Raw genomic sequence first — 22,868 nt, 5'->3', positions numbered from 1 at the left:
CTCGTGGCAATTTAAAAATTGCAGAAAAAATGCATTGCTTCGTCGGCTATGCCTTCTTGCAATGATACTGTAGGTAAATTTAAAACACGTCATTGCGAGACCACTGTGTGGTCGTGGCAATCCATATTCTTATAGATTGCCGCGTTACTAGTAAAGTAATTCCCCGCAATGACGGCGGGTTAGCTATAACTTTGTTTAGTTAAAACTCTATGTAAGAAAATAGAGCAAAATATGGTGAATATAACAACTATGCCTAAATTAAAGAAGGATATATATAAAAAACCTTCTTTATATATAGATAGTGACTCCATAAAATCTACTTCTCCTCCGATAGACGGTACCGACATAAATTTTGCTATTACAGTGCCTAGTAAATTTGAAAATGCCAGTGATAGCATTAATATACCCATTATAAATCCACGTAAGTGTTTTGGAGCAAGTAAAGTTGTTTTGGACTGTACTAATGGTCCTATGCAAAGCTCTCCTAAACTCATAAAAGAAATAGCAATTACTAAATATAAATATCCTACTTTGCCATTACTATCAGCATTTACGCAACCGATATAAAGAATAAAGAAACACACAACTAAGGTCAAAAGACCTAAAATTAACATTAAAGTTGCATATTTCTTATCAAACTTCATGTAAGTGCCTAACAAAGAACCAAATATTATTATAGAGAAAGGATTTATTGCTTGTGATACTGAAGCAGGAATCATGATGCCAAATACTTCTTTGACCACATTCCTTTCAGTAAATAAGTTAATAAGAGACCCAAGTTGCATTTCTAACGCAAAAAAGCACATTAATAAAAAAATCATCATCGATAAGGCAATTAGATTTTGTCTTTGAATTGTTGGAGACTTAAATATAATATAGCCAAATATCCCAAATACCCCTAAACCTATAATGCTAAGCATATTAGCAAAAAATTCAGCAAATATTAACATTTCAGAAACAAGAAATGCTAGAAATAGAGTGCTTACTATTATTATAGTAAAAGGATTCAACCTTAAGAAAAATCTTTTTTTCATGAGGTGTGGATAAGGTGATAAACCATTATTACCTAGTAAATTCTGAAATTTAACAAATATAATAAGACCAATTAACATACCTAGACCAGCTAAACCAAATCCGTAGTCCCAACCAATAGTACTTGCCACATAACCACAGGAAATAGAAGCTAAGAATGATCCTAAATTTACTCCAACATAGAATAAGGTAAAGCCCCTTTCTCTATCCGGATCATTCTCTTTATAGCAGCAACTTAACAAATTTGTAATATTACCCTTAAATAAACCTGTTCCTAATGCTAATAGTGATAAGCCTAAATATACAAAATTTGGGTCTGATCCTACTAAAGTCATACAAATATGACCAATTGTTATAATTATACCGCCAATTAGTACCATATTACGAAATCCCATTAATTTATCAGCTAAAAAGCCTCCGAGTACCGGACAGGCATAGCCAATAGCAGCAAATAAAGAATAGGTGGCATAAGCATTAGCATCACTAAATCCTAAATGTGATGTAAGAAATAGCACCAGCAAAGCTCTCATTCCATAATAGCTAAAACGCTCCCACATTTCAACGAAAAATAGAAGTTTTAGGTGTTTAGGAAATATTTTAGTTTCTTTAATATTATCAATATCTAGATTATCTATATCTAGTAAATCAACACAATTACTCATCGTGAACCTCAATGCATTTTTATATCAAACCAATTGTTAATGATTTAATCTGATATATTAAGTTTAAAAAAGTCACTCTTAGCAGAACATTTAAGATTTATTATTTTTAAATGAGGATTACCACGCCCCTCAAGTGTCTATTAGCAAGACCACGCGAGTAGGTTGTGACAATACCTTCTAGCGTCATTGCGAGCGAACGTATGTGAGCGTGGCAATCCATGAAGCTTGTTATATGGATTGCTTCGTCACTAAGTAGCTCCTCGCAATGACGTTTGAGGTTTGTGTACTCCTCGCAATGACGTTGGATGGTTAAACTTCCGCAATGACGAGAGGGTAAAACAATTAAAAAAAACAAACAAATGCTTGCTAAAAGCAAATAGTAATAAAAATTTTAAAAAGTAGAAAAATATGGATTAATGGCTAAGACACCAAAACATGGTGGTATGATAAAATGAGGATGTTGGATAAGAAAAATTTAAATTTTTGGAAATTGCCGATAATTGTCGTTCTAACGATAATCTTAAGTCTTTTAACATAATAACTCCTTTTATAATTTTGAGTGTTAACAGCATAATAATTATACTGGACTTTAAATTATAGCATAAATTTATCATAAGGTAAATTAATTAGTTATTTTTTTTAATAATATGCTTAGTGCTTATTAGCAAATATGCTAGAATAATAAAATTAAAGTAACTTATTAAATTTGCATTTTTATGTTCCAAACATTAACTCAAAATCTAACAAAAATCTTTGATCGTATCAAAAGAAGCGGCACTTTATCTGAAGCCCAAATAAACGATACTATGCGTGATATTAGGATTGCCCTTCTTGAGGCAGATGTGGCACTACCGGTAGTTAAGGACTTTATTGCTGAAGTAAAGTTAAAAGCTATGGGGCAGGAGGTGATAAAATCAGTCTCTCCAGGGCAGATGATAGTAAAAATTATCCATAATGAGTTAATTAATATATTATCCTCTTCTCCAGAGGATACTGTATTACAACTTAAATCTGCCCCTCCGGTAAATATTTTGATGGTTGGGCTGCAAGGAAGTGGGAAGACTACTGCCAGTGCTAAATTAGCACTTAGGCTAAAAAATCAGAATAAAAAGGTGTTGTTAGTTTCTCTTGATACTTATCGTCCTGCTGCTCAGGAGCAGCTAACCATCCTTGGTAAATCGATAGAGGTAGATAGTTTAACTATTATCCCCAACCATAATCCTATCGATATTACTAAAAGAGCCTTGCACGAATCAAAATTAGCCGCCTATGATGTCGTTATTTATGATACGGCAGGTAGGTTGCAAATCGATGATCAAATGATGCAAGAAGCGGTAAATATAAAAAATTTAGTAAAGCCAAAGGAAATAATTCTGGTGGTTGATGCAATGATCGGGCAAGATTCAGTACTTATAGCTAGCAATTTTGACCAACAACTAGGAATTACCGGGGTGATTTTATCTCGTATTGATGGTGATGCTAAAGGTGGAGCGGCTTTGAGTATTAAGCATGTTACCAATAAGCCTATTAAGTTCCTAAGTACTGGTGAAAAATTGGCAGATTTAGAGTTATTTGATCCAGAACGTATCGCCTCGAGAATATTAGATATGGGAGATATTATTTCCTTTGTTGAAAAAGCAAGTAGCCTAATAGATCAGGAAGAGGCGGAAAAAGCAGCTGCTAGACTAAAAAAAGGTAAATTTGACTTAGAAGATTACCTAACGCAAATGAGGAGTATAAAAAAACTAGGTGGATTGAGCAGTATGATAAATATGTTACCTGGCATTAATAAAATTATCGATAAGGTCGATCAATCGAAATTAAGTAGCAAATTAATAGACCACCAAGAAGCAATAATTTTGTCAATGACTAAAAAAGAACGAAGAAAACCAGATTTGCTAAATGCCTCACGTCGAAAACGTATTGCTGAAGGCTCAGGAACATCAGTCCAGAAAGTCAATAATCTATTGAAACAATTTAAGCAAATAAGCGATCTCATGAAGAAGGCAAGCAATATGAATCCCAAAAGCCTAATGCGTAGCGGTCTAGGCAATTTATTCAAACCATAAATTTTCGCTTTAAAGATAATTATCAAAAGTCATATTTGAATAAATAGAATCTATAGCTTAGCAAATTGATATTTTAATAAAAGAGAATAATGTACTAACTGCTAAAAAAATGTCTTAAATTCGTATTAGTAGATAAAAATAGAATTAAACAGAAAGAGTAATGTAACTTTCCTGAAATCGTTTGTTAGGAGCAAAAAATGGATAAATATTTAACATTAATAATATTATTGATAATGCCGCATAATTCATTTGCTCAACAACAAATATCTAATTTTGTTACACCAGTTACTTATTTTGTCAATCATGTAAAGCAACTAAATCTACTCAAGAATAACTTAACTAAATACAGACAAACAAGCATAGTAGGAACTAGTGGCATGGGGAAAACACAGCTTGCTAGAATGTATTGTTATGAGAATCAAAATAATTATAAACTTATTTGGTTTGTTGATTGTAATTTAGATATTAATCAAGAGTTGCTAAAGCTAGCAAAAGCTATTAATAGCACCGCTAAATCTAATCTAATATCAGAAGATATGAGATTGGTACGAAAAGAACTAATGAGTCATTTATCGAATCAAGATAAATGGTTGTTGATATTCGATAATCTGAAGATAAGTGAAAATAAAAAAGTTCAAGAGTTCGTTGATTGGGAACATAATGGACACGTTATATTTTGTTCCCAAGATAGCGAAATATTGCCTAATATAGTCAAAATGACTGCCTTTGAAAAAAGTAATGCGATTACTCTGGCTAATAATATTATAGAAAATAATGACGCTAAATTAGCAGAATTCTTGAGCGAAAAGTTTGCTGGTTATCCTATCCTGATAGTACAAGGGGCACAATTATTAAATAATGTAAAAGATTTAGATAGAAAAGAATATAAGGATAAAATCCAGCAATCAACAGATAAAATTCAATTAAACATTACATTAGTTATCAATGAGTTAAAGCCAAGTGCTAAGAAACTTTTAAATAAAATAGCCTTAATAAATAATCAAGGTTTCTCGAAAGAACTTTTAAAAATTATTACGGATAATCAAAATACTCTTGATGATGATCTATATCAATTATCTAAATTTGCTTTAATATCTAACATTGACTCACATGACACTAACCCTGTCTTTGAAATGCATGATGTTATTGTTCAGAAAATAATAGAAATGAATGGAGTAAAAATTAATAAACCTTACTTAGAGGATATTGTTGTTAAATTAATTGATGCTACCCCAAAAAGTGGAATAAAAGGTCGTATTTTTAGAACTGCTAAGACTATATCTGAAAATTTTGAAATAATTTTAAAAAATTCGGAAAAATACAAAGTTAATATATATAAAATTCTGGGATTAAAGTTATATTTAATACTACAATATCTTAATTCTTGGGATAACTATAATGCAAAGAAATTAGTTGATTGGTTTAATAAAAATGATCAAGAAGGGAAGTTTAAATTATGGTTAATGAATAATGATGAAAAACATATATATGCAAGATATATAAAGTTTATAGGAAGGTATTATAAGAACTGTTCTAACAATCAAGTGGCAATTGAATATTACATTAGAGCAAAAGAAGTTTTTGACAAAGTAAAAGATTACGAAACTTTTAAGTGTAACGTATTTTATGCGTTGGCAACATCTAATATTGCATTAGGTCAAATTCAAGAAGCAAAAAAAAATATACAAATTATGAAGCAAATGTTTACTAGTAACTTGGTAGATAAGAGTGATATAGGGTTTCTACATTGTGTTAAATCACAGTTATTTCTTATACAAGGAAAATATCCTAAGGCATTGGATCAAATTAATCAAGACATAACAGAAAGTATAAAACAGGGATTAAAACCGGATGATTTTTTTCTTACAAGCCGTTATATGCTTAAAGCAGAAATATTAAATTATCTTAAAAAATACCAAGAAGCACGTGTTGTAGTCGAGCAATTATATGATATGCATAAATCCTCTAAAAAAGAAGAACATGAAATATTTGGTCGCATTTTTATCCAAATGGCAAGAAGCGAGTTAGGGCTTGGTAAGTTAGACCATGCCTTAGAGCATGTTAATAGGGCTATCACCATATTTTTAGCCGATGAGCATAGGAATCCTAAAGGTGCAGATTATTCCGAAGATATAAACTTAGCAGTGAGTTATGTAGTACAAGGTGATGTTTTGTTTGCTCAAGATAACATAAAAGAAGCAATAAAATCCTATAATAAAGCTTATACCATATGTTATTATTTATATAGAGATAATCGTAAAAATGTGGCACAAGTTAGTGAGTTGTATAGTCAAGGAGCTAAAGCAGCATGTAGAGCAAAAGACTTGCATAGTTATAAGTTTTTTGGTAAACAGCAAGTAAAAGAGTTCGGAGTAAATCACACTAATACTGTATCTATGTTTGAGTATTGCAAACAACATAATATGAATTTATGGGAAAAAAAATAGATTAGGCTTTTATATTAGATTTTCAAGATATAAGAATCTAGGTTCTGTGAAAATATTATGTTTTTTTGAGCATTTCCTTATATAAATTTAAGGTTTTACTGAGCATTAAGTCAAGGGAGGAATTATCGATTACTGATTTTCTTGCTGCTTGTTGTATTTTTTTGCCTTCATTGGTTTTAAGTATAGATAAGCAATGTTCAATTTTTTCTGCCAAATCGATAGGATCGTTTGGGTTGACGTGAAATCCAGTTTTTGTATTTGATATTGTTTCAATAGCCCCACCAATATTTGTAGCAATTACTAATTTTTCCATTGATTGTCCTTCAGTTATAGTCCTACCAAATGCTTCTGGTTCAATCGAAGTAGATAATACTATATCTGAAACACCATAAAGACTGAGCATATCAATCTCATTACCAAAAATTTGAATTTTACTTTGTAGTTTCAATACGTTTATAAGAGATTTTACTCGATCTGTAAAATTTGGGTGTTTAGATAAATCCCCAACCATGAGACAGTAGAAATCTAGATGCTTTAATTTGCCAAGTGCTTCAACAAGGGTAAGGTGTCCCTTCCAACTGGAAAATCTTGATGGTAACAATATTATAGGAGTACTGTTAGATATACTATATTTCTTTTTATATTTTAATAACTTTTCTTCTGTAACATTTTTGGGATCAAAATAACGATAATCTACTCCTCGACGTATTACAGTAATTTGATTTTCTAGAATTTTATAATTAGCTAATATATGTTGCTTTACAAAATTAGATACAGCTATGACTCTCTCGCCTTTAATCATCACACTATTATAGAAATGTTTGAACAAATTCGAGATGTTGTAAATGCCATGAAATGTTGTTAAGAATTTAGTATTAGTAGCCTTTGCTGCCATATAACAGCTCCAAGCTGGAGCTCTCGATCTTGCATGTACTATATCTACACCATATTCCTTAATTATTTCTGATAAAATCCTTGCATTTTTCCATATTGAAAAGGGATTCTTAGTAGCACTATTCATAGAAATATGTGGTATATCTGCAACTGCTAACTCTTCAACTAACGAACCACCAGATGAGACTACAATAACATTATAATCAGCTTTTTTTAACATTTTCGCCACTTCAATTGTCCCTCTCTCTACTCCACCAGAGAATAAAGCTGGAACTACTTGCAAAATGGTTGGTTTATGGTATCGTTTTGGTGAATCTGATGAAATCATTAATTAACTAATTTAAATGGAAAAAATATATAATACAGAAAATAAAAAATTTATCACTTATAATCATTATAAAAGTAGTAAAAAAAATATGCCTTCCGTAATGTTTTTGCATGGCTTGATGTCACATATGAATGGTACCAAGGCTGTATTCCTTGAAAATTACTGTAAAAAACAAGATTATAATTTTATCACATTTGATAATTTTGGTCATGGAATATCGTCAGGTGATTTTCTTGATGAAACTATTGGCTCTTGGCTTATGGGAGTTGAGATGGTGTTAAATAAACTTGTCCTGCAGCCAACTATTATAATTGGTTCTAGTGTGGGTGCCTGGCTTGCTATGCTGGCTGCTATAAAATTTCCTAGTAAAATTTGTAGCGTTATTGGTCTTGCTCCAGCAATAGATTTTACAGAAAACATTTGGGAAAATTTAACTGAAAGTCAAAAAAAACAAATGCAACAGCAAAAATGGCTTGATGTTAGTGGGCGTAATTGCAATAATACATACCCAATAAGCTATCAATTAATACTTGAAGCCAAAAATCACTTGTTACTAAACTCAAATAGTATTAATCTTAAGAAACCTGTTCATTTAATTCACGGGATGTTAGATATTGATGTACCTTATAATATTTCAAATAAGTTAGTAGAAAAAATTACTAGTGATATAGTAGTAATGAAATTAATAAAAGATGGGCATCACAATCTCTCAAGAGAATCAGATTTGGCTATAATTGCTAATTCTTTGGAAGAAATAATAAAATATAAAAACTAATGAATAACCATAAATTTGCTAAAACAGCTAAAGTCTCAGATTTTTTAAAAGTTGCAGAAGTAATAAATAAGCTAGATCAAGATAGTTTGGTGCTTTTTGATGTGGATGACGTACTGATCATGGCTCAAGATGAATATCGCTTAACTCATCCTTATAGACGCGAATGGTGTGTTGAAAGCAAAAAACGCTTTACTAGAAAAGAAAGGCAACTTTTTTTTAGTATTATTCTAAAAAATCGTACTATTCGCTTAGTGAACCCCAATATAAATGATATATTGAGTAAATTATGGGAGAGGCAAATTCCAACTGCTGCTTTAACCAAGCTATATACAGGTAGATTCGGGGTTATTGAAGATTTTACCAATTGGCGTTTAAAAGAGCTTAAAGGAATAAATATAGATTTTATGAAATCTACTCCAATAAAAGAGGAAATATTAATTGATGAATTACATAGTGAGAATGGTATGCCGATGATGGAAGAAGGGGTGATTCTTACTGCCGATATTGATAAAGGTGTAGTATTAGAGAATATTTTACACAAGAAAAATTATTACCCTAAAACCATAATATTTGTTGATGATGTTTTAGAAAATATTGAGTCGGTGGAAAAAATATGTACTAAATTACAGATTAATTTTTATGGTTTTGAATTTAGCGGAGCTTCTTTAGTACCGGAAGCAGAGCTTGATAAAAAAAGTGAAAAAATTCGTTTTGAAATTTTAGAGAATGAACATCGTTGGCTAACAGATTTAAAACTTTAATATGGTATTTGAAATGTTGAATAAATTAATTGTTTTTGTAAGTATATGCATTATTTCTTGCTGTGCTATCGCTGAAAAACAAGAGGGCATTCCGGTAAAAGCTAGTAAAGTGCAAATGGCTGATTTGCATAATGTTTTCAGCGTTGTTGGACAATGTAAAAATGATGCAAGCCGGGATTATTATGCTAATATTTCTGGTACGGTTGATGTAGTATCTGATTCTCATGGTAAGGTTAATAAAGGAGATATTTTGCTTATTATTGACAAAGATTTAGCTACGTCAACTAAGTCACAAGCAGAAATCTCTTTAAAAACGGCGATGACTGCTTATGAACGTGATAAGGCATTATTTGCCAAAAAATATATTAGTAGTGATGTACTAGAAAAATCAAATAGTGATTTAGAAACAGCTAAGCTTGCTTTTTCCAAAGCAATGAATAGTTACAACGATATGGTTATCGTAGCACCATTTGATGGAAATATTGGTATAATAAAGCTAAAAAAAGGGGATAAGGTAGAACAAAAAAATTATCTTTTTAGCATTATTGCTCAAAATTCTACCACTAAGAGTATTTTAATGGAGTTACCTGAGGAGCTTTATAATCAGGTGTCAGTATCTACTGATTTAGTGATAACCGATAATAATGGTGATAAGATTAATGGAAAAATTGCTGAAATCTCACAATATGTTTCAGATAATGGTACTATAAGTGCTAAAGTTATCGTTGATTCTAATAGTAATATGCTACATAGAAGCTATGTGCCTATAGATTTAATTCTTAACAAACATCGGAATTTAGCAGTAGCTAGTCAATCAGTGCAGAGTAATAGTAAAGGTCAGTATTTTGTATATAAACTTAATGATAACAAAGTGCAGCAACTTTATGTTAAGCTAGGTACTAGTCTAAATGGTCTAACAGAGATTATTTCAGACGAAATCAAAGAAGGAGATATGGTAGTAGTGGAAGGAATTACTAAGATTAATGACGGTAGCATAGTGAAATTATTATAGCTACCCAAAAAAGGTTTTAGCCATGTGAACTGACGTCATTGCGAAGAGCCGAAGGCGACGAAGCAATCCAAGAATAATGGATTGCCACACTCACATATGTTCGTTCGCAATGACGTGTATGCATCTCAAACGTCATTGCGAGACTACGTAGTAGTCGAAGCAATCCATTTTTATTCACTTTCCTGGATTGCTTCGTTGACCTACGGGCTTCCTCACAATGACGGTTTGTATGGGTAAATACTAATCGGGTTAGTTATAGATTTAAAAAGGAGAAAATATGGAATATATATTATTAGTTTGTAGTATCGTGGCGATCCTTATTATTATACAGATGGTTAAGGTTGTGCCACAACAACAAGCATGGATTGTTGAAAAATTTGGGAAATTTGATAGCATCTTGCAGCCTGGCTTGAGTATTTTGATACCAGTGATTCAGAAAGTAGCCTACAAACACACTTTAAAGGAAGAAGCGATTGATGTGACTGCTCAAACAGCCATTTCCAATGATAATGTTACGTTACTAATAGATGGTGTGTTATATGTAAAAATTGTCGATCCAGTTGCTGCATCTTATGGGGTTAATAGTCCGTATTATGCTATCACTCAGCTTGCACAGACCACTATGCGTTCAGAAATAGGTAAGTTACCATTAGACAGAACTTTTGAAGAACGAGAAACCTTGAATATCGCTATTGTTTCTGCTATTAACCAAGCGGCAGTCAATTGGGGGATACAATGTATGCGTTATGAAATTAAAGACATTCAGCCACCACAAACAATACTTAAAGCGATGGAGTTACAAGTTGCGGCAGAACGTCAAAAACGAGCCCAAATTTTAGACTCAGAAGGCAATAGACAAGCAAAAATAAACCATGCGGAAGGCGAGAAGGCTCAAGTTGTATTAAATTCTGAAGCTTCCTATATTGATCAAGTAAATAGGGCTAAGGGTGAGGCTGAAGCAATAGGATTAGTAGCCATGGCTACTGCTAAAAGTATTGAGCTTATAGCAGCCTCTATTCAGAAATCTGGAGGAAACGATGCAGTATCTTTAAAAATCGCTGAACAATATATATCTGCTTTTGGTGAGTTAGCTAAGGATAGTAATACAGTAATTTTGCCGGCAAATCTTTCTGAACCAGGAAGCTTTATAACTCAAGCTTTGAGTATTTTTGATCAGCTGAAATCAGCGAGTGATAAGAAATTGCCTAAGGAATCAAATATAAAGGAATCATCTACAAAGAAAAAACTTAGTGCTAGTGAATAACCGTGGTATAACCTAAATGAATATGTGCAAATCTAATGATTCAAAATAAGTATATTGTTAGACTGGCATTCTTTGGGTTATTTATAAATATCATTGTCAACATGATTTACTATCGTTACTTCATTATCGAAGAAATGATTTTAAAGCAAGTTGGAGAAGCAAATATTAAAATAGCTGGTGTTTATACAAAAAATGTCTGGAATAGGAATAAAACGGCTGTAAATAAATTACATGAATTTGGTTATATAAATTTATTGCAAGATGCCGATTTTATTAAATTTGCAACTACTTCAGTTGATATTTTTGTTAATCTCAATGCCTATATTTCTTTATATGATCTACAAGGTCATAAAATTATAACCAGCTCTCCAATTCAAATAACAAGTCAGGTGAATTTTCCTGAAGATACTTTGTATCAAAGAATTATTAGCCAATTTGACAAATATTTTTTAAAAGAGCTGGTTGTAGAGCAATCCTTTAACAAAGCTTTTAAAGGAATGACAAGTCATATATTAATTCCTAGGGCTCTATTCCATATGTCAGGGAAAGTAGAGAAAGCATCCTGTATAACAAGTTATATTCCAATAATAAACCGCGACTTATCTAGGTATCCTGTTGATGGTGTGTTAGAGATTAATACTAATATTACTAGTTTATGGTCAAGTATTATAGAGCTGGAGAAAAAAGTATTACTAACATTTTTTATCATTATGCTAATATTCTTAATTATCGTAATTAGCAACACAAATTATGCACAGAAGATTATAGATCAACAATTTGAGGCTAATAAAGCGTTAGAGGAAGCGGTAATTAAGGTTAGAAATGAAAGTTCTGCTCATACTAAATTTTTTGCCAATGTTAGTCATGAACTACGTACCCCTCTAAATGCTATTATAGGTTTTTCAGAAATTATGATGTCTACACCTTACAATAAAGAGCATGATAATTATATAAAAGATATTAACAGTGCAGGTAAGCATTTACTTAGTATAATAACTGATATATTAGACTTATCAAAAGCATCGGCTGACAAGCTATTAGTTGACTTTGTCGAGTTAGATCTCAATAAATTAATTACTTCTACTGTAAGGATAATGAAGCCAAGAGCTGATCAGGCATCAGTGCAATTAATTGAAAAATTACCAAAAGATCATATTGTGATAAAAGCAGATATCAAAAGACTTAAACAAGTATTTTTTAACCTTTTATCTAATTCTATAAAGTTCACCAAAGCATCAGGTACTATAACAATTTATGCTGAGAAAGATGAGCCTAAAGGGCTAGTTTATATACAGGTTATAGATACTGGTATAGGAATTGATGAGAGAGATATTCCCAAAGTACTATCAACCTTTGGGCAGATTGATAGTACCGTTGGCAGAAAATACCAAGGAACCGGTCTTGGTTTACCACTTACTCGCAAGTTGGTTGAATTAATGAAAGGTAAATTTGAGTTACAAAGTAAAATAGGCATAGGCACTACTGTAACATTAACTTTTTCTTCTGATTAGTATAGTCAATTGATGAGAAGTTGGGGACGTTGTCACTCATCGTTCGCCTATTACTTATAGGCGTCGCTCCATCGTTCCTAGCCCCAAATTCTCCTGAATTGACTATAGTATTATAATGGAGTAATAGAATGAATCTCCTTATTGTTGTTTAGGATTCATTTCCTATAGAAGATTAGTATCTGCTCCTCATTTTGTATATAGGGTAGATACATTCCATTAGTCCTTATACCCCTACCTGCTTATCTTTGTTAATCCAGAATTCGGGTTGTGTGGGTCTGTTTTTTTCATCTGATTCTTCGTTTGTCCAACTACGTCTGTGCTAATATGCTTCGATATACTCTCTTTTATTGCTTCTACGTTTGGAGGAATATTTTTATTATCTTGCACACTTCTTGACATATGATGTGCTATATCTTTACCTATTTTTTTTGCATGATCCGTATGGTTTAGCTTACTTTCCATTGCCAACTTAGCTACTGTTATATCTGCTCTATTGTTCACTGATACACCTTTGAAAGATAATTTACTTATATCACCGGTGAATTGTATATTATCTAAAGTAATAGGATCTTTTTTATGGTTTTTATTATATTGCTTAATTGCTGGTAAAAGAGTTTCTAAGGATTTTGCATCAATAGTAGCTCCAGTAAAACTTATTTTCTCTTTGAAATCTGTCCCCTTAAATGAACAATTACTAATTTCACTATTTTGAAAAGAATTGTCCATAAACGTCGCATCATTGAAATTAAAACCATTAATTTTGACATTCTCAAGAGGCATGTTCGTTTCATTGTTAAAGATAAGACCGCTAAAATCCCTGCTAATTAAAGAATATTCCAATGTTTTTGACCTATTAGCAACATGCATGTTATCGGCTTGTTGTTGTAGTAACTCCCCTAAATCTGCTTTCTGCCCATTGATTGTAGGAATGTGCTTACGCACTTTATCTATAATTTCACCTGCATATTCATGCCACCTTTGTCTACGTTTCTTGTAAGAGGTAAAGCTTGTTTGTACCTTATATTTAACTCCCTCAACTAATAATTTTGTTACCATTCCTCTTGCTACTGGATCAGATGATAATAACTTAAATGTACCAGTAATTACGGATAGATAATTACCCTTATTATATTCCATCGCTATCTCTGTTAATGCAGGTACTTTTTCGCTAATTTTTTCAATAATTTCTTGACCTTTGATTTTCAAATTTCTTCCTATGAAAGTGCTATTCAGGAATTCATCTACTATAGGTCCCAGGATCGCAGAATTTTCGTTAAGGAGTTTTGGAATATCTTTTATGATAACGTCTTTTACTGCTGCATTTCTTTCTATAAATTGTACAACAGAATCTGCCAGTTCTTTACCTTTAGAGTCTTTTTCTTGCTCGGATGCATTGAGAAGTTCCTGAAATTTGCTTGCAATAGCAACAACTCCATCTTTATCCGTTAAAGATGCATTAGCAAATTTGGTAATTATAGGTAGGAGATGTGGAGTGATATTGATAGCAGTATCGACCATTCTGAAAGCTAGATCAGAGGAAACTCCTGCACTATCTAATTGCCTCTTAAGTTCTTCCTGCTTAATCATATTTTCTGTCAAGGCTAAAAGACTATCCTTATTTGTTTGCAGATATTCTGGCACAGAGTGTTCTAATATAGGAGAAAGGCTCTGGACTATTTCTCCAACATCATCGATTATTTTAGTCAAAACCTTTTCTTTTGCATCAGTGTCTATATCGGCTCTTTGGTATTCTTGCCAATTATCATTAATTTTCATAAGCGTTGGCATCTTACTTAGACCAGTATCAACTACTTTAATTGCTAATGATGTTGTAGCATTTATTAACTCTGCTGATAAATCATATTTCTTAAAATCCTGGTTATTACTGACTATATTATTTGCTATTACTGCTACTACCGCTTCATTATCCTTAATGATTTGAGGTAGATTTACAGCAATATTTTGCTGTAAATCTTTGTTTTTAAGTAATGTGATAACATGCTTGTTTAATCGCTCTGTCGCTTGGTCTTTCTGTTCTACATCCTCGGTTTTAGCTAAGGTTTGCATATCACTATATATCTCTTTTATATCCTCCACATTTAAAACAGTCATAGTATTTTTTAGTAAATCAATAGATATAGGTATAATTGACTCATAAAATTTGTGATCCACTCCGTTAAGCATTGGTACAATTGGAGATACTACTATTTTGTGTACATCTTCTTCTTGGAAAGTCTTATTACATTCTTTTGCTAAAGTGCGGGCATTATTATCTAGCATTTCTAGCAATTTTGGTATAGTTGTAGCAGCAATTTTTGCAATTTCCCCTTTATGTTTTGTCAGAGTTGCCGGTAATTGATCGTGTAGTAATTCTAGCATTTCATTTTGTAGTAGAATCTCTGGTAGTTGTTGTACTACGGCAAGTTTTTTAATGCCTCCTGCTTTATCTAAAGCTGCGACTTCCTGCAAACTGTTAGCTTCTCGTATTTTACTATCAGTATCATCTAATATAACAGATTTTAATGTTTCATATAAAGCATCCACCTTTTTAGGGTCTTGCAAAGCTATACCAGCAAATTCTGAAACTATAGGTACTACATCACGCAATAATTCTTTCCCTACACCAAAATCTTCTAGTCTTTTATCTAATGCCATATTTGATGAAATAATTACTTCTGCTGCGGCTTCTACATATTTTTTCTCCTCAATTAGAAATTTAGATAGTTTACCACTTTTTAATAATGAACTAATATCTATTGTATCTAATATTTTACTCTGATAGTCTTTTTTGGTTTCAGGATCTTTAATAATTAACATATCTACAGATAGGTTAATTATTTTTAATAAATCTTCTGGTTTTTCTAACATCGAAATAGTAATGTCCTGGACAATGGGCAGTAACTTACTATTGATATAATCTTTATCAAGACCAGCCTCTTTTAAATTGTTGAATAAAATTGCTCGATCATAATTTTTTTGTAGAGATTTTAGATAATTAACCTTCTCTTCTAATTTGGGCATTTTAGATACATCTTTCTTGTCTTTTAGAATCTGTAATTCTTTTTCCAATGTCGGCAGACTATCTATATCCTTTTTGTGTTCATCAAATTCTTTTTTTATATTATTTATTTCTCCTAACTCTTTTAGCATTACAGTAATTAGCATTGGGGCAAGATGCTGAACTAAATCGTTAAGAATTACAGTATTGTCAGTAAGAAATTGAGAAGTGTCAGGATCTTTTAATAATCTTATGAAGAAAGGAGGATGAGATGGATCATATGGCGTTTCACCATTGAATATTTTCTGTATTTTGGCTACTTCTTCTGCGTAAAATGATACTGAGGTAGCAATGGCAATACCCTGAGATATATGACTTGCTGCAAATCCAATACCTTTCATAGCAGCTTGAAGCTTTTGACCTGCACTAATAGTGTCCTCCTGCTTTTTTGACGATAGTAAAGGAGTCAGGATTTTCTCCATACCATCTCTATCCTTTAAGATATCCTTAGCTATTCTAAAAGCTTTATCCTTTTCTTCTTGATATGAACTTTCCGTTTTTTCTTCAGCTTTCTTCTCTTCAATCGTTAATTTCTCAATTTGTTTCTGTTCTTTTTTCTTGTATTTATCAACCAACTTTTCATAATTACTTAATTCATTCTTAATTTTCTGTAACTCTTGGTTCCATGAGTCTAATTGCTTTTTAGCAGCTTTGTCTTTATTTTTCTGATTTCCTTGGTTAATAAGCTCAGAATAATCTTGATTTTCTTTCAATAATTTTTCTAACCTATTATTTAATAGATTTTGATATTGTGCTATCTCTTTTCTTTTTTCTGCAATTTGATTTTTGTTTTCTAAGGTAGTTGCTTTTTGTTGTAATTTTAATATATCTTTCTCTTTCTTATAAATATCTTTTTGCAGTTCTTCCAAAGTAGGACCGTCCGGCTTTACTACCTTTTGAAGTTTTGCTCGTAATTTGCTAAGCCGAGATTGTTCTTTATCCTTACTCATAACCTTTTTACCCTTCTTTCGAATTGTTTTGCTTATCTACTAATATACTATATTAGCAGCAATTATAAATTTAAAATAGTGTAATAACATTTTAAAATGACCGTTTTTTTGTAACAAGGTAATTATTCGTTTTGTTGTGAATATTTTATCTTCTATTTATATTTTTTTAATTTAACTTGAATTCGATATAACAAGTTACTCCAAATTCAGTTATATCTATAAATATAACAGATTTTTTTGTTTTACTAATAGCTGTGTTCATTATTTTTGCGGTATTGCTTATTTTCTCACCTTACGCATAAACCCCATGACAATATTAAAAATTATAGAATAAGTACAAGACGTCATTGCGAGACCACGTAGTGGTCGTGGCAATCCACATTTTAGATTGCTTCGTCGCTACTAAAGTAGCTTCTCGCAATGACGCCAAGCTATTTTCTATATGACTTTTAATGCCATGCGTAAGGTGAGTTATTTTTTTAGAATATAACCCATCTAAATTAAAAAACTTTTACATTTTTTTTGAATAAATCCTCTCTTCAATCTCGTGACGAAAATGACGAATTAAACCTTGAATAGGCCAAGCAGAGGCATCTCCAAGACCGCAAATAGTACGCCCCTCGATCATTTTAGTAACGTCTAACAATTGATCTATTTCTTCTGTTTTTGCCTGACCTCGTACTAATCTCATCATAATTCGCCACATCCACCCTGTGCCTTCTCTGCATGGGCTACACTGACCACAAGATTCATGCATGTAGAATTTACTAAGCCTGGCAATAGCATAAATAATATCCGTAGAATTATCCATAACAATAATTCCACCAGTCCCAAGAGCCGAGCCAGCTAATTTCAAACTATCAAAATCCATTGCCAAATCTTCACATAGTGACTTTGGTAACAATGGTACTGACGAACCACCTGGAATAATAGCTTTCAGATTATCCCAACCACCACGTACACCTCCAGCATATTTTTCTATCAATTCCTTTAAAGGTATGCCCATAGCTTCTTCAACATTACATGGTCTATTTACGTGACCAGAAATACAGAAAATTTTCGTGCCGGTACTGTTAGGCTTTCCGATTGAAGCAAACCAATCCCCCCCACGTCTAAGTATAGTAGGTACAACGGCAATTGACTCAACATTATTAATAGTTGTTGGACAACCATATAAGCCGAAATTAGCTGGAAATGGTGGTTTCAGTCTAGGAAATCCCTTGTTACCCTCTAAACTCTCGAGTAGAGCTGTTTCCTCGCCGCAAATATATGCCCCAGCCCCTCTATGCAAATGAATGTCAAGTTTATACCCAGTACCACAAGCATTATCACCTATAAAACCAGCATCATAAGCTTCATCTATAGCCCGTTGCACATTGGATGCTTCGTTATAAAATTCACCACGAATATATATATAGCAAGTATGTGCGTTAATAGCAAAACTAGCAAGCAAACAGCCTTCAAGCAATTTGTGCGGCTCATGTCTTAAAATATCACGATCCTTGCATGTACCAGGCTCTGATTCATCAGCATTAACTACTAAATAGCTAGGTTTCGGGTGTTCTTTAGGCATAAACGACCATTTGAGACCAGTTGGAAATCCAGCGCCGCTCCGTCCTCGCAAACCTGATTTTTTTATTTCATCAATTATCCATTCTCTACCTCTAATAATAAAATCTTTTGTATTATCCCAATCTCCACGTTGCTTGCTACTTATTATATCATATTTTTTCTGTCCACTAAGATTAGAAAAAATTTTATTGCTAGTTTGTAACATAATTTACTCTTAGAATATCTACAAATGAGAGTATAGATGAAGGTAAATAATTGTGAAGAATAAATTTAGGAGATTTGTTTATCATAATGGTTTAAAAGTCATATCTAGAAAGTGATAATATACTATATATGGTATACTTAAAAACACTCAAAATCTAGGAAATTAAAATTTTATTCACAGAACCTAAAAATATTTGATAAAAATCAATATTTTTTTTCTAAAATACTTAGTGCTAGAGATTTTTAGTATATATTACCTATAGTTATTGCAATTATGGGGTAATATGTATATTGAAAACTTACAGCAAAATAAAGCGATTCAAAATTTAATCATAAAATCTGTTACAGATAATAGCGTAGTTATTTCAGGTTATGCTAGTGTTTATAATATTTCTGATCAGCATAATGACCTGATTGCTAAAGGGGCTTTTGCCTCAGCAGATCATTCGTGCATCAAATTTCTTTGGCAACATGATTGGCAACAGCCAATAGGGGTGATTAAGTCTTTGACAGAGGATGATTACGGCTTAAAAGTTGAAGCTATAATTAATAATAAAATCGAAAAAGGTAAAGAGGCTATAGAACTTGTTCGCCAAGGGGCGGTGGATAGTCTTTCCGTTGGTTTTAATATAAAACTAGCAAAATATAACAATTTAAATCAAAGAATTATCACTGAGGCTGAATTAATTGAGGTTAGTATCGTAACTTTCCCAGCCAATTATCATGCCAAGATTTCGCATATCACCAAACAAATTTATAATAGCTCTTCTTTAAATCAAAAAAACATGGAGAATAATATGAACACAGAATTAATGACAAAACAAAATGATAATGAAATAAAAATCAATGAGTTACAAGAAAAAGTTTATAATTTAGAAAATTTTCTATCTCGTCCAGAAATAGGGGGGATGCAAGATATTGAGTATAAAACTGCTTTTAATAATTATATTCGCAAAGGTAGCCAAAGTGAATTAATCGAAAAATCTTTAAATAGCGGACCTGAGGAAGGTGGAGTATTGTTAGTACCGGCTTTATATAATAGTATCATTACTGAGATTAACGCTAGATCACCTATGCGACAATTAGCATCAGTCGAAATAATTTCTAGTAATGCTCTTGATATAGTAATTGAAGAGGGGAATTTTGCTAGTGGTTGGGTTGGTGATTTGCAAGCAAGAGAAGAAACAACTGCCTCTCGGCTAAAGCAACAGAGAATTTTTGTACATGAGCTTTATGCTCAGCCAAAAGCCAGTCAAACTTTGATAGATGACTCAGCTATTCGGATAGAGAATTGGCTGATAGAGCGTTTAAGAGATAGTTTTGTTAAAGCAGAAAATGAGGCGTTTATTAATGGTGATGGTAAGAAAAAGCCAAGAGGTATCTTATCAAGAGCTCGTGATAAAATAGAGCTATTTGAGATGGGGGGACAAGTTACTGCCGAAAAATTATTAGATTTCATTAATTTACTTGATGAAGAATATTTGGCAAATGCTACTTTTTTGATGAATCGTACGACTTTATCAGAAATTCAAAAACTTCAAGATAATAATGGTCGGTTTATTTGGCAACAGTCACTGTCTGATTCTTTAAAGCAAACAATATTTGGTATATCGGTGCTTTGCTGCTCTGAGATGCCGCCTATCAAGGAAGGTAATATGGCAATTGCTATAGGTGATTTTAAATCAGCCTATAAAATCATAGATCGTGGTGGTATTAGTATAATGAGAGATCCTTATACTGATAAGCCATTTGTCAAATTTTACGCAGTTAAAAGGGTAGGGGGCGACGTAGTGAATCATAGTGCTATTAAGCTGGCTATGTTTAGTTAACCTATGTGAAGTAGTTATATGTATAAAAAAAATACTTTTAGGATTACTGAATTAATGCCTCAGGCTATTTGGACTCTAGTAGAAGTCAAAAATTATATGAGAATAGAAGGCGATTATGATGATGATTTAATTAGCAGCTTAATAGATGCTGCAATTATGGCTGCTGAGAATTTTACTAAACTTACAATAATAACAAGGCGGGTAGAGTTTGTTTGTAATATTAAAAATCAACAAAATTTTCAGTTAAAATACCAGCCGATAAAGGAATTAGTGAAGATTATAGTCAGTTCAGGAGAATTTGGGGCTAGGAGCGACGGAGTGACGCCTATAATTAATAGGCGAGCGACGAGTGACGACGTCCCCAACTTCTCATCAATTGACTATAATCTAACAAATAACAGTCAATCTATGAAGCTGCAATCTGATCAATATTACCTAGATCACGATCGATCATTATTATGTTTGAATAAAAAATTAGAAAATTATCAATTAATGATTGAATATATTGTGGGTTATGATAAAATTAATATTCCAGCTTCAATAAAGCATGGCATATTAATGCATATAGCAGAAATGTATGATAGGGAAAGGCAAAATGCTACTTCTTTATCAACAGAAATTAAGAATCTGTATCTACCATATAGACAATTAAGAATATAAGGCTTTTGGAAAGGTAAGAATGAAAAAATCAATAGCACGTACTTTACAACATCAGGTGAAAATTCTAGAGAATTTTTCTGTAAGTGAGATAGAGCAAGAAAAATGGCAAGAGAAACTTTCTACTTATGCTGAAATAAAACCTATTTCTGATAATCGATTTACCTCGATAGAACATTTGAATTTTGGTCATATTATGACTGAAGGGTTTTATGTGTTTAAAATGAGATTTATCACCGGCATTACCACCAAAATGCGTATATCGTTTAGAGATAGGCAATTTGAAATTAAGCGGATTATTAATGTTGAAGAAAGAAGTAAATTCTTGAATATTATAGGGTTAGAAATATATGTCTGTTAATTTTATTCATGATTTTCACATGAGCATATATAACTTATTATCTGGGGAGCCGGATATTAGGCTTAGTGTTGACCGGATTTACATATCGGTAGTCCAAGATGCAAAATATCCGTTCTTACTAGTAAATATTTTGAAAGTTGAAAATATTTCAAGATTAGGGCAGGATATTTACCAAGTGGAATTTGAGATAAGTGCTTTTGCTAGGGATAAAAATCAGGGGCTTTTAACTTTACTGGCGGAGAAAATTACTAATAAATTAACAGCTAATTCGTGTATTCTTCAAGATTACATTGTTGCTGGTATGAAAGCCTGTAATATAAATTTTCAGCGTAGTTCTGACCTTATTACTACTAAGCTTACTATAGATTACAAAGCCTTGTTAAAGGAGAACAGAATTAGCAAAAATTGCAATAAAGGGGGTTAAAGATATTAGACCTCTTGCAAAACTCGCTTATGCTGAGGAATTTGAAGGAGACGCTTCACCTCGAACCGCAGCTTACTCTAGTGTACGTGAGGAGCAGAGTACCGCTATCACGTACAAATTGCCAGCAGAAGTAGAGTTAGGCAAGAGGTCTATTGATTAACAGTGCCATATATAGTACTGTTAATCAACATTTTATAGGAATAATTATGGCATATTTGGTAGCTAGTGAGGCTAGGAAGAACTTATATAAATTAATAGATATGGTAGCAGAGGAGCATGAGCCAACAATAATAAAAGGCAAAAGAAATACAGCAGTTTTAATTTCAAAACAAGACTGGGAAGATATTCAAGAAACATTATTGGTAGCAAAAAATAAAGAATTAAGTCAATCAATAATCAAAGGTCTTACTACTGATTTTAAAGATTGTAAGACAAAATTGGTGGATTAGCTTAAATGTATAGTTTGTATTTTACTAGCGATGCTTGTAAAGATTTTAAAAAGATTAAGAAATCACCTTTGCAGAAACAAATATACAAATTACTAGAAATTATAAGCAATGATCCATTTCAAAATCCCCCACCTTTTAAAAAGTTAAGGGGTATGTATTTGGGAGCTTATTCGAGAAGGGTTAATTTGCAACATAGATTATTTTATGAGGTAGATATAGTAGATAAGAGAATAAAGATACTACGCATGTGGAGTCATTATGGAGATAATTAAGAACTATAAGTTTGAAAAACTTCTATTGCCAAGAATGAGGATATAGAAACTATAGTCAATTCAATTCAGGAGAATTGGGTAGCAGGAACGATGGAGTGACGCCTATAAATAATGGGTGAGCATTGAGCAACAACGTCCCCAACTGCTCATCAATTGACTATATTGCAATCTGTCTTAAAAAATATCCTTATACATTTAAGGCATACGGTTCACGTGTTAAAGGTCGTCATAGAAAATTTTCTGATCTTGACCTTTGTATTATGGAAGCAGTAAGTGATCAACAATTGTGTAAGTTGTAAGAAGAATTGGAGGAATCTGATTTAACTATTAAAGTGGA

18 protein-coding genes are annotated in these 22,868 nt (G+C 32.3%); 14 read left to right on the top strand and 4 right to left on the bottom strand.

Annotated features, from left to right (window positions below; all coding sequences use genetic code 11):
• Window positions 1–179 precede the first annotated feature (179 nt).
• Complete coding sequence (locus ACFELY_RS06905) at window positions 180–1,694, bottom strand: peptide MFS transporter (protein WP_375334019.1); 1,515 nt, start codon at window positions 1,692–1,694, stop codon at window positions 180–182.
• Window positions 1,695–2,410: 716 nt separating this feature from the next.
• On the opposite strand from ACFELY_RS06905, the gene ffh reads away from it, so the two are divergent.
• Both ffh and ACFELY_RS06895 read left to right on the top strand, forming a co-directional pair.
• Window positions 2,411–3,763, top strand: a complete 1,353-nt coding sequence (ffh, locus tag ACFELY_RS06900; RefSeq protein WP_375334018.1) for a signal recognition particle protein — start codon at window positions 2,411–2,413, stop codon at window positions 3,761–3,763.
• 197 nt (window positions 3,764–3,960) lie between these two features.
• The gene (locus ACFELY_RS06895) at window positions 3,961–6,210 is read left to right on the top strand and encodes a tetratricopeptide repeat protein (protein ID WP_375334017.1); all 2,250 of its coding nucleotides are present in this window, start codon (window positions 3,961–3,963) and stop codon (window positions 6,208–6,210) included.
• Window positions 6,211–6,265: 55 nt separating this feature from the next.
• Here ACFELY_RS06895 and ACFELY_RS06890 read toward each other — a convergent pair whose 3' ends face one another.
• Entirely contained in the window at window positions 6,266–7,432 is a 1,167-nt protein-coding gene (locus tag ACFELY_RS06890) for a glycosyltransferase family 4 protein (RefSeq protein WP_341759009.1), read from the bottom strand.
• A gap of 16 nt (window positions 7,433–7,448) precedes the next feature.
• Between ACFELY_RS06890 and ACFELY_RS06885 the strand changes: the two genes are divergently transcribed.
• The 5 genes from ACFELY_RS06885 (at window position 7,449) to ACFELY_RS06865 (ending at window position 12,755) form a co-directional block, all read left to right on the top strand.
• Entirely contained in the window at window positions 7,449–8,207 is a 759-nt protein-coding gene (locus ACFELY_RS06885) for an alpha/beta hydrolase (protein ID WP_375334016.1), read from the top strand.
• Window positions 8,207–8,968, top strand: coding sequence for a DUF2608 domain-containing protein (locus ACFELY_RS06880; RefSeq protein WP_094648836.1), 762 nt, complete (start codon window positions 8,207–8,209; stop codon window positions 8,966–8,968). The genes ACFELY_RS06885 and ACFELY_RS06880 overlap by 1 nt, the downstream gene beginning before the upstream one ends.
• 13 nt (window positions 8,969–8,981) lie before the next feature.
• Window positions 8,982–9,980, top strand: a complete 999-nt coding sequence (locus ACFELY_RS06875) for an efflux RND transporter periplasmic adaptor subunit (protein WP_375334015.1) — start codon at window positions 8,982–8,984, stop codon at window positions 9,978–9,980.
• Window positions 9,981–10,257: 277 nt separating this feature from the next.
• Window positions 10,258–11,244 (top strand): SPFH domain-containing protein, encoded by a 987-nt coding sequence (locus ACFELY_RS06870; RefSeq protein WP_341759013.1) that lies wholly within the window; start codon window positions 10,258–10,260, stop codon window positions 11,242–11,244.
• A gap of 35 nt (window positions 11,245–11,279) precedes the next feature.
• Entirely contained in the window at window positions 11,280–12,755 is a 1,476-nt protein-coding gene (locus ACFELY_RS06865; RefSeq protein ID WP_375334014.1) for a sensor histidine kinase, read from the top strand.
• A gap of 231 nt (window positions 12,756–12,986) precedes the next feature.
• Here the strand turns inward: ACFELY_RS06865 and ACFELY_RS06855 are convergent, their stop codons facing one another.
• The gene (locus ACFELY_RS06855; protein ID WP_375334013.1) at window positions 12,987–16,763 is read right to left on the bottom strand and encodes a hypothetical protein; all 3,777 of its coding nucleotides are present in this window, start codon (window positions 16,761–16,763) and stop codon (window positions 12,987–12,989) included.
• 511 nt (window positions 16,764–17,274) lie between these two features.
• Window positions 17,275–18,540: an NADH-quinone oxidoreductase subunit NuoF gene (gene nuoF / locus ACFELY_RS06850; RefSeq protein WP_375329740.1), complete on the bottom strand. Its 1,266-nt coding sequence runs from the start codon at window positions 18,538–18,540 to the stop codon at window positions 17,275–17,277.
• A gap of 283 nt (window positions 18,541–18,823) precedes the next feature.
• On the opposite strand from nuoF, the gene ACFELY_RS06845 reads away from it, so the two are divergent.
• From ACFELY_RS06845 to ACFELY_RS06810, 7 genes are all read left to right on the top strand, one after another.
• Window positions 18,824–20,368 (top strand): phage major capsid protein, encoded by a 1,545-nt coding sequence (locus tag ACFELY_RS06845; protein WP_375334012.1) that lies wholly within the window; start codon window positions 18,824–18,826, stop codon window positions 20,366–20,368.
• Between the two features lie 18 nt (window positions 20,369–20,386).
• Entirely contained in the window at window positions 20,387–21,028 is a 642-nt protein-coding gene (locus ACFELY_RS06840; protein ID WP_375334011.1) for a head-tail connector protein, read from the top strand.
• Between the two features lie 19 nt (window positions 21,029–21,047).
• Window positions 21,048–21,386 (top strand): phage head closure protein, encoded by a 339-nt coding sequence (locus ACFELY_RS06835; RefSeq protein WP_094649739.1) that lies wholly within the window; start codon window positions 21,048–21,050, stop codon window positions 21,384–21,386.
• Window positions 21,376–21,810, top strand: coding sequence for a hypothetical protein (locus ACFELY_RS06830; protein ID WP_239832760.1), 435 nt, complete (start codon window positions 21,376–21,378; stop codon window positions 21,808–21,810). Before ACFELY_RS06835 ends, ACFELY_RS06830 begins: the two co-directional genes overlap by 11 nt.
• A gap of 152 nt (window positions 21,811–21,962) precedes the next feature.
• The gene (locus ACFELY_RS06820; RefSeq protein WP_341748838.1) at window positions 21,963–22,259 is read left to right on the top strand and encodes a type II toxin-antitoxin system Phd/YefM family antitoxin; all 297 of its coding nucleotides are present in this window, start codon (window positions 21,963–21,965) and stop codon (window positions 22,257–22,259) included.
• A gap of 5 nt (window positions 22,260–22,264) precedes the next feature.
• Window positions 22,265–22,531, top strand: a complete 267-nt coding sequence (locus tag ACFELY_RS06815; RefSeq protein WP_375334010.1) for a Txe/YoeB family addiction module toxin — start codon at window positions 22,265–22,267, stop codon at window positions 22,529–22,531.
• A 122-nt stretch (window positions 22,532–22,653) separates the two neighbouring features.
• The gene (locus ACFELY_RS06810) at window positions 22,654–22,830 is read left to right on the top strand and encodes a nucleotidyltransferase domain-containing protein (protein ID WP_375334009.1); all 177 of its coding nucleotides are present in this window, start codon (window positions 22,654–22,656) and stop codon (window positions 22,828–22,830) included.
• Window positions 22,831–22,868: the final 38 nt, after the last annotated feature.

This window comes from Candidatus Tisiphia endosymbiont of Xenochironomus xenolabis (genome assembly GCF_964264705.1).
Lineage (GTDB): Bacteria > Pseudomonadota > Alphaproteobacteria > Rickettsiales > Rickettsiaceae > Tisiphia.
This window is presented reverse-complemented; position numbering and strand designations above follow the sequence as displayed.

Bases quoted from the DNA above. Each gene is read 5' to 3' on its own strand.
- ACFELY_RS06890 (WP_341759009.1), bottom strand. From the start codon at position 7,432: ATGATTTCATCAGATTCACCAAAACGATACCATAAACCAACCATTTTG.
- ACFELY_RS06905 (WP_375334019.1), bottom strand. From the start codon at position 1,694: ATGAGTAATTGTGTTGATTTACTAGATATAGATAATCTAGATATTGAT.
- ACFELY_RS06870 (WP_341759013.1), top strand. From the start codon at position 10,258: ATGGAATATATATTATTAGTTTGTAGTATCGTGGCGATCCTTATTATT.
- nuoF (WP_375329740.1), bottom strand. From the start codon at position 18,540: ATGTTACAAACTAGCAATAAAATTTTTTCTAATCTTAGTGGACAGAAA.
- ffh (WP_375334018.1), top strand. From the start codon at position 2,411: ATGTTCCAAACATTAACTCAAAATCTAACAAAAATCTTTGATCGTATC.
- ACFELY_RS06835 (WP_094649739.1), top strand. From the start codon at position 21,048: ATGAAAAAATCAATAGCACGTACTTTACAACATCAGGTGAAAATTCTA.
- ACFELY_RS06885 (WP_375334016.1), top strand. From the start codon at position 7,449: ATGGAAAAAATATATAATACAGAAAATAAAAAATTTATCACTTATAAT.
- ACFELY_RS06880 (WP_094648836.1), top strand. From the start codon at position 8,207: ATGAATAACCATAAATTTGCTAAAACAGCTAAAGTCTCAGATTTTTTA.
- ACFELY_RS06865 (WP_375334014.1), top strand. From the start codon at position 11,280: ATGATTCAAAATAAGTATATTGTTAGACTGGCATTCTTTGGGTTATTT.
- ACFELY_RS06855 (WP_375334013.1), bottom strand. From the start codon at position 16,763: ATGAGTAAGGATAAAGAACAATCTCGGCTTAGCAAATTACGAGCAAAA.
- ACFELY_RS06845 (WP_375334012.1), top strand. From the start codon at position 18,824: ATGTATATTGAAAACTTACAGCAAAATAAAGCGATTCAAAATTTAATC.
- ACFELY_RS06830 (WP_239832760.1), top strand. From the start codon at position 21,376: ATGTCTGTTAATTTTATTCATGATTTTCACATGAGCATATATAACTTA.
- ACFELY_RS06815 (WP_375334010.1), top strand. From the start codon at position 22,265: ATGTATAGTTTGTATTTTACTAGCGATGCTTGTAAAGATTTTAAAAAG.
- ACFELY_RS06875 (WP_375334015.1), top strand. From the start codon at position 8,982: ATGTTGAATAAATTAATTGTTTTTGTAAGTATATGCATTATTTCTTGC.
- ACFELY_RS06895 (WP_375334017.1), top strand. From the start codon at position 3,961: ATGGATAAATATTTAACATTAATAATATTATTGATAATGCCGCATAAT.
- ACFELY_RS06840 (WP_375334011.1), top strand. From the start codon at position 20,387: ATGTATAAAAAAAATACTTTTAGGATTACTGAATTAATGCCTCAGGCT.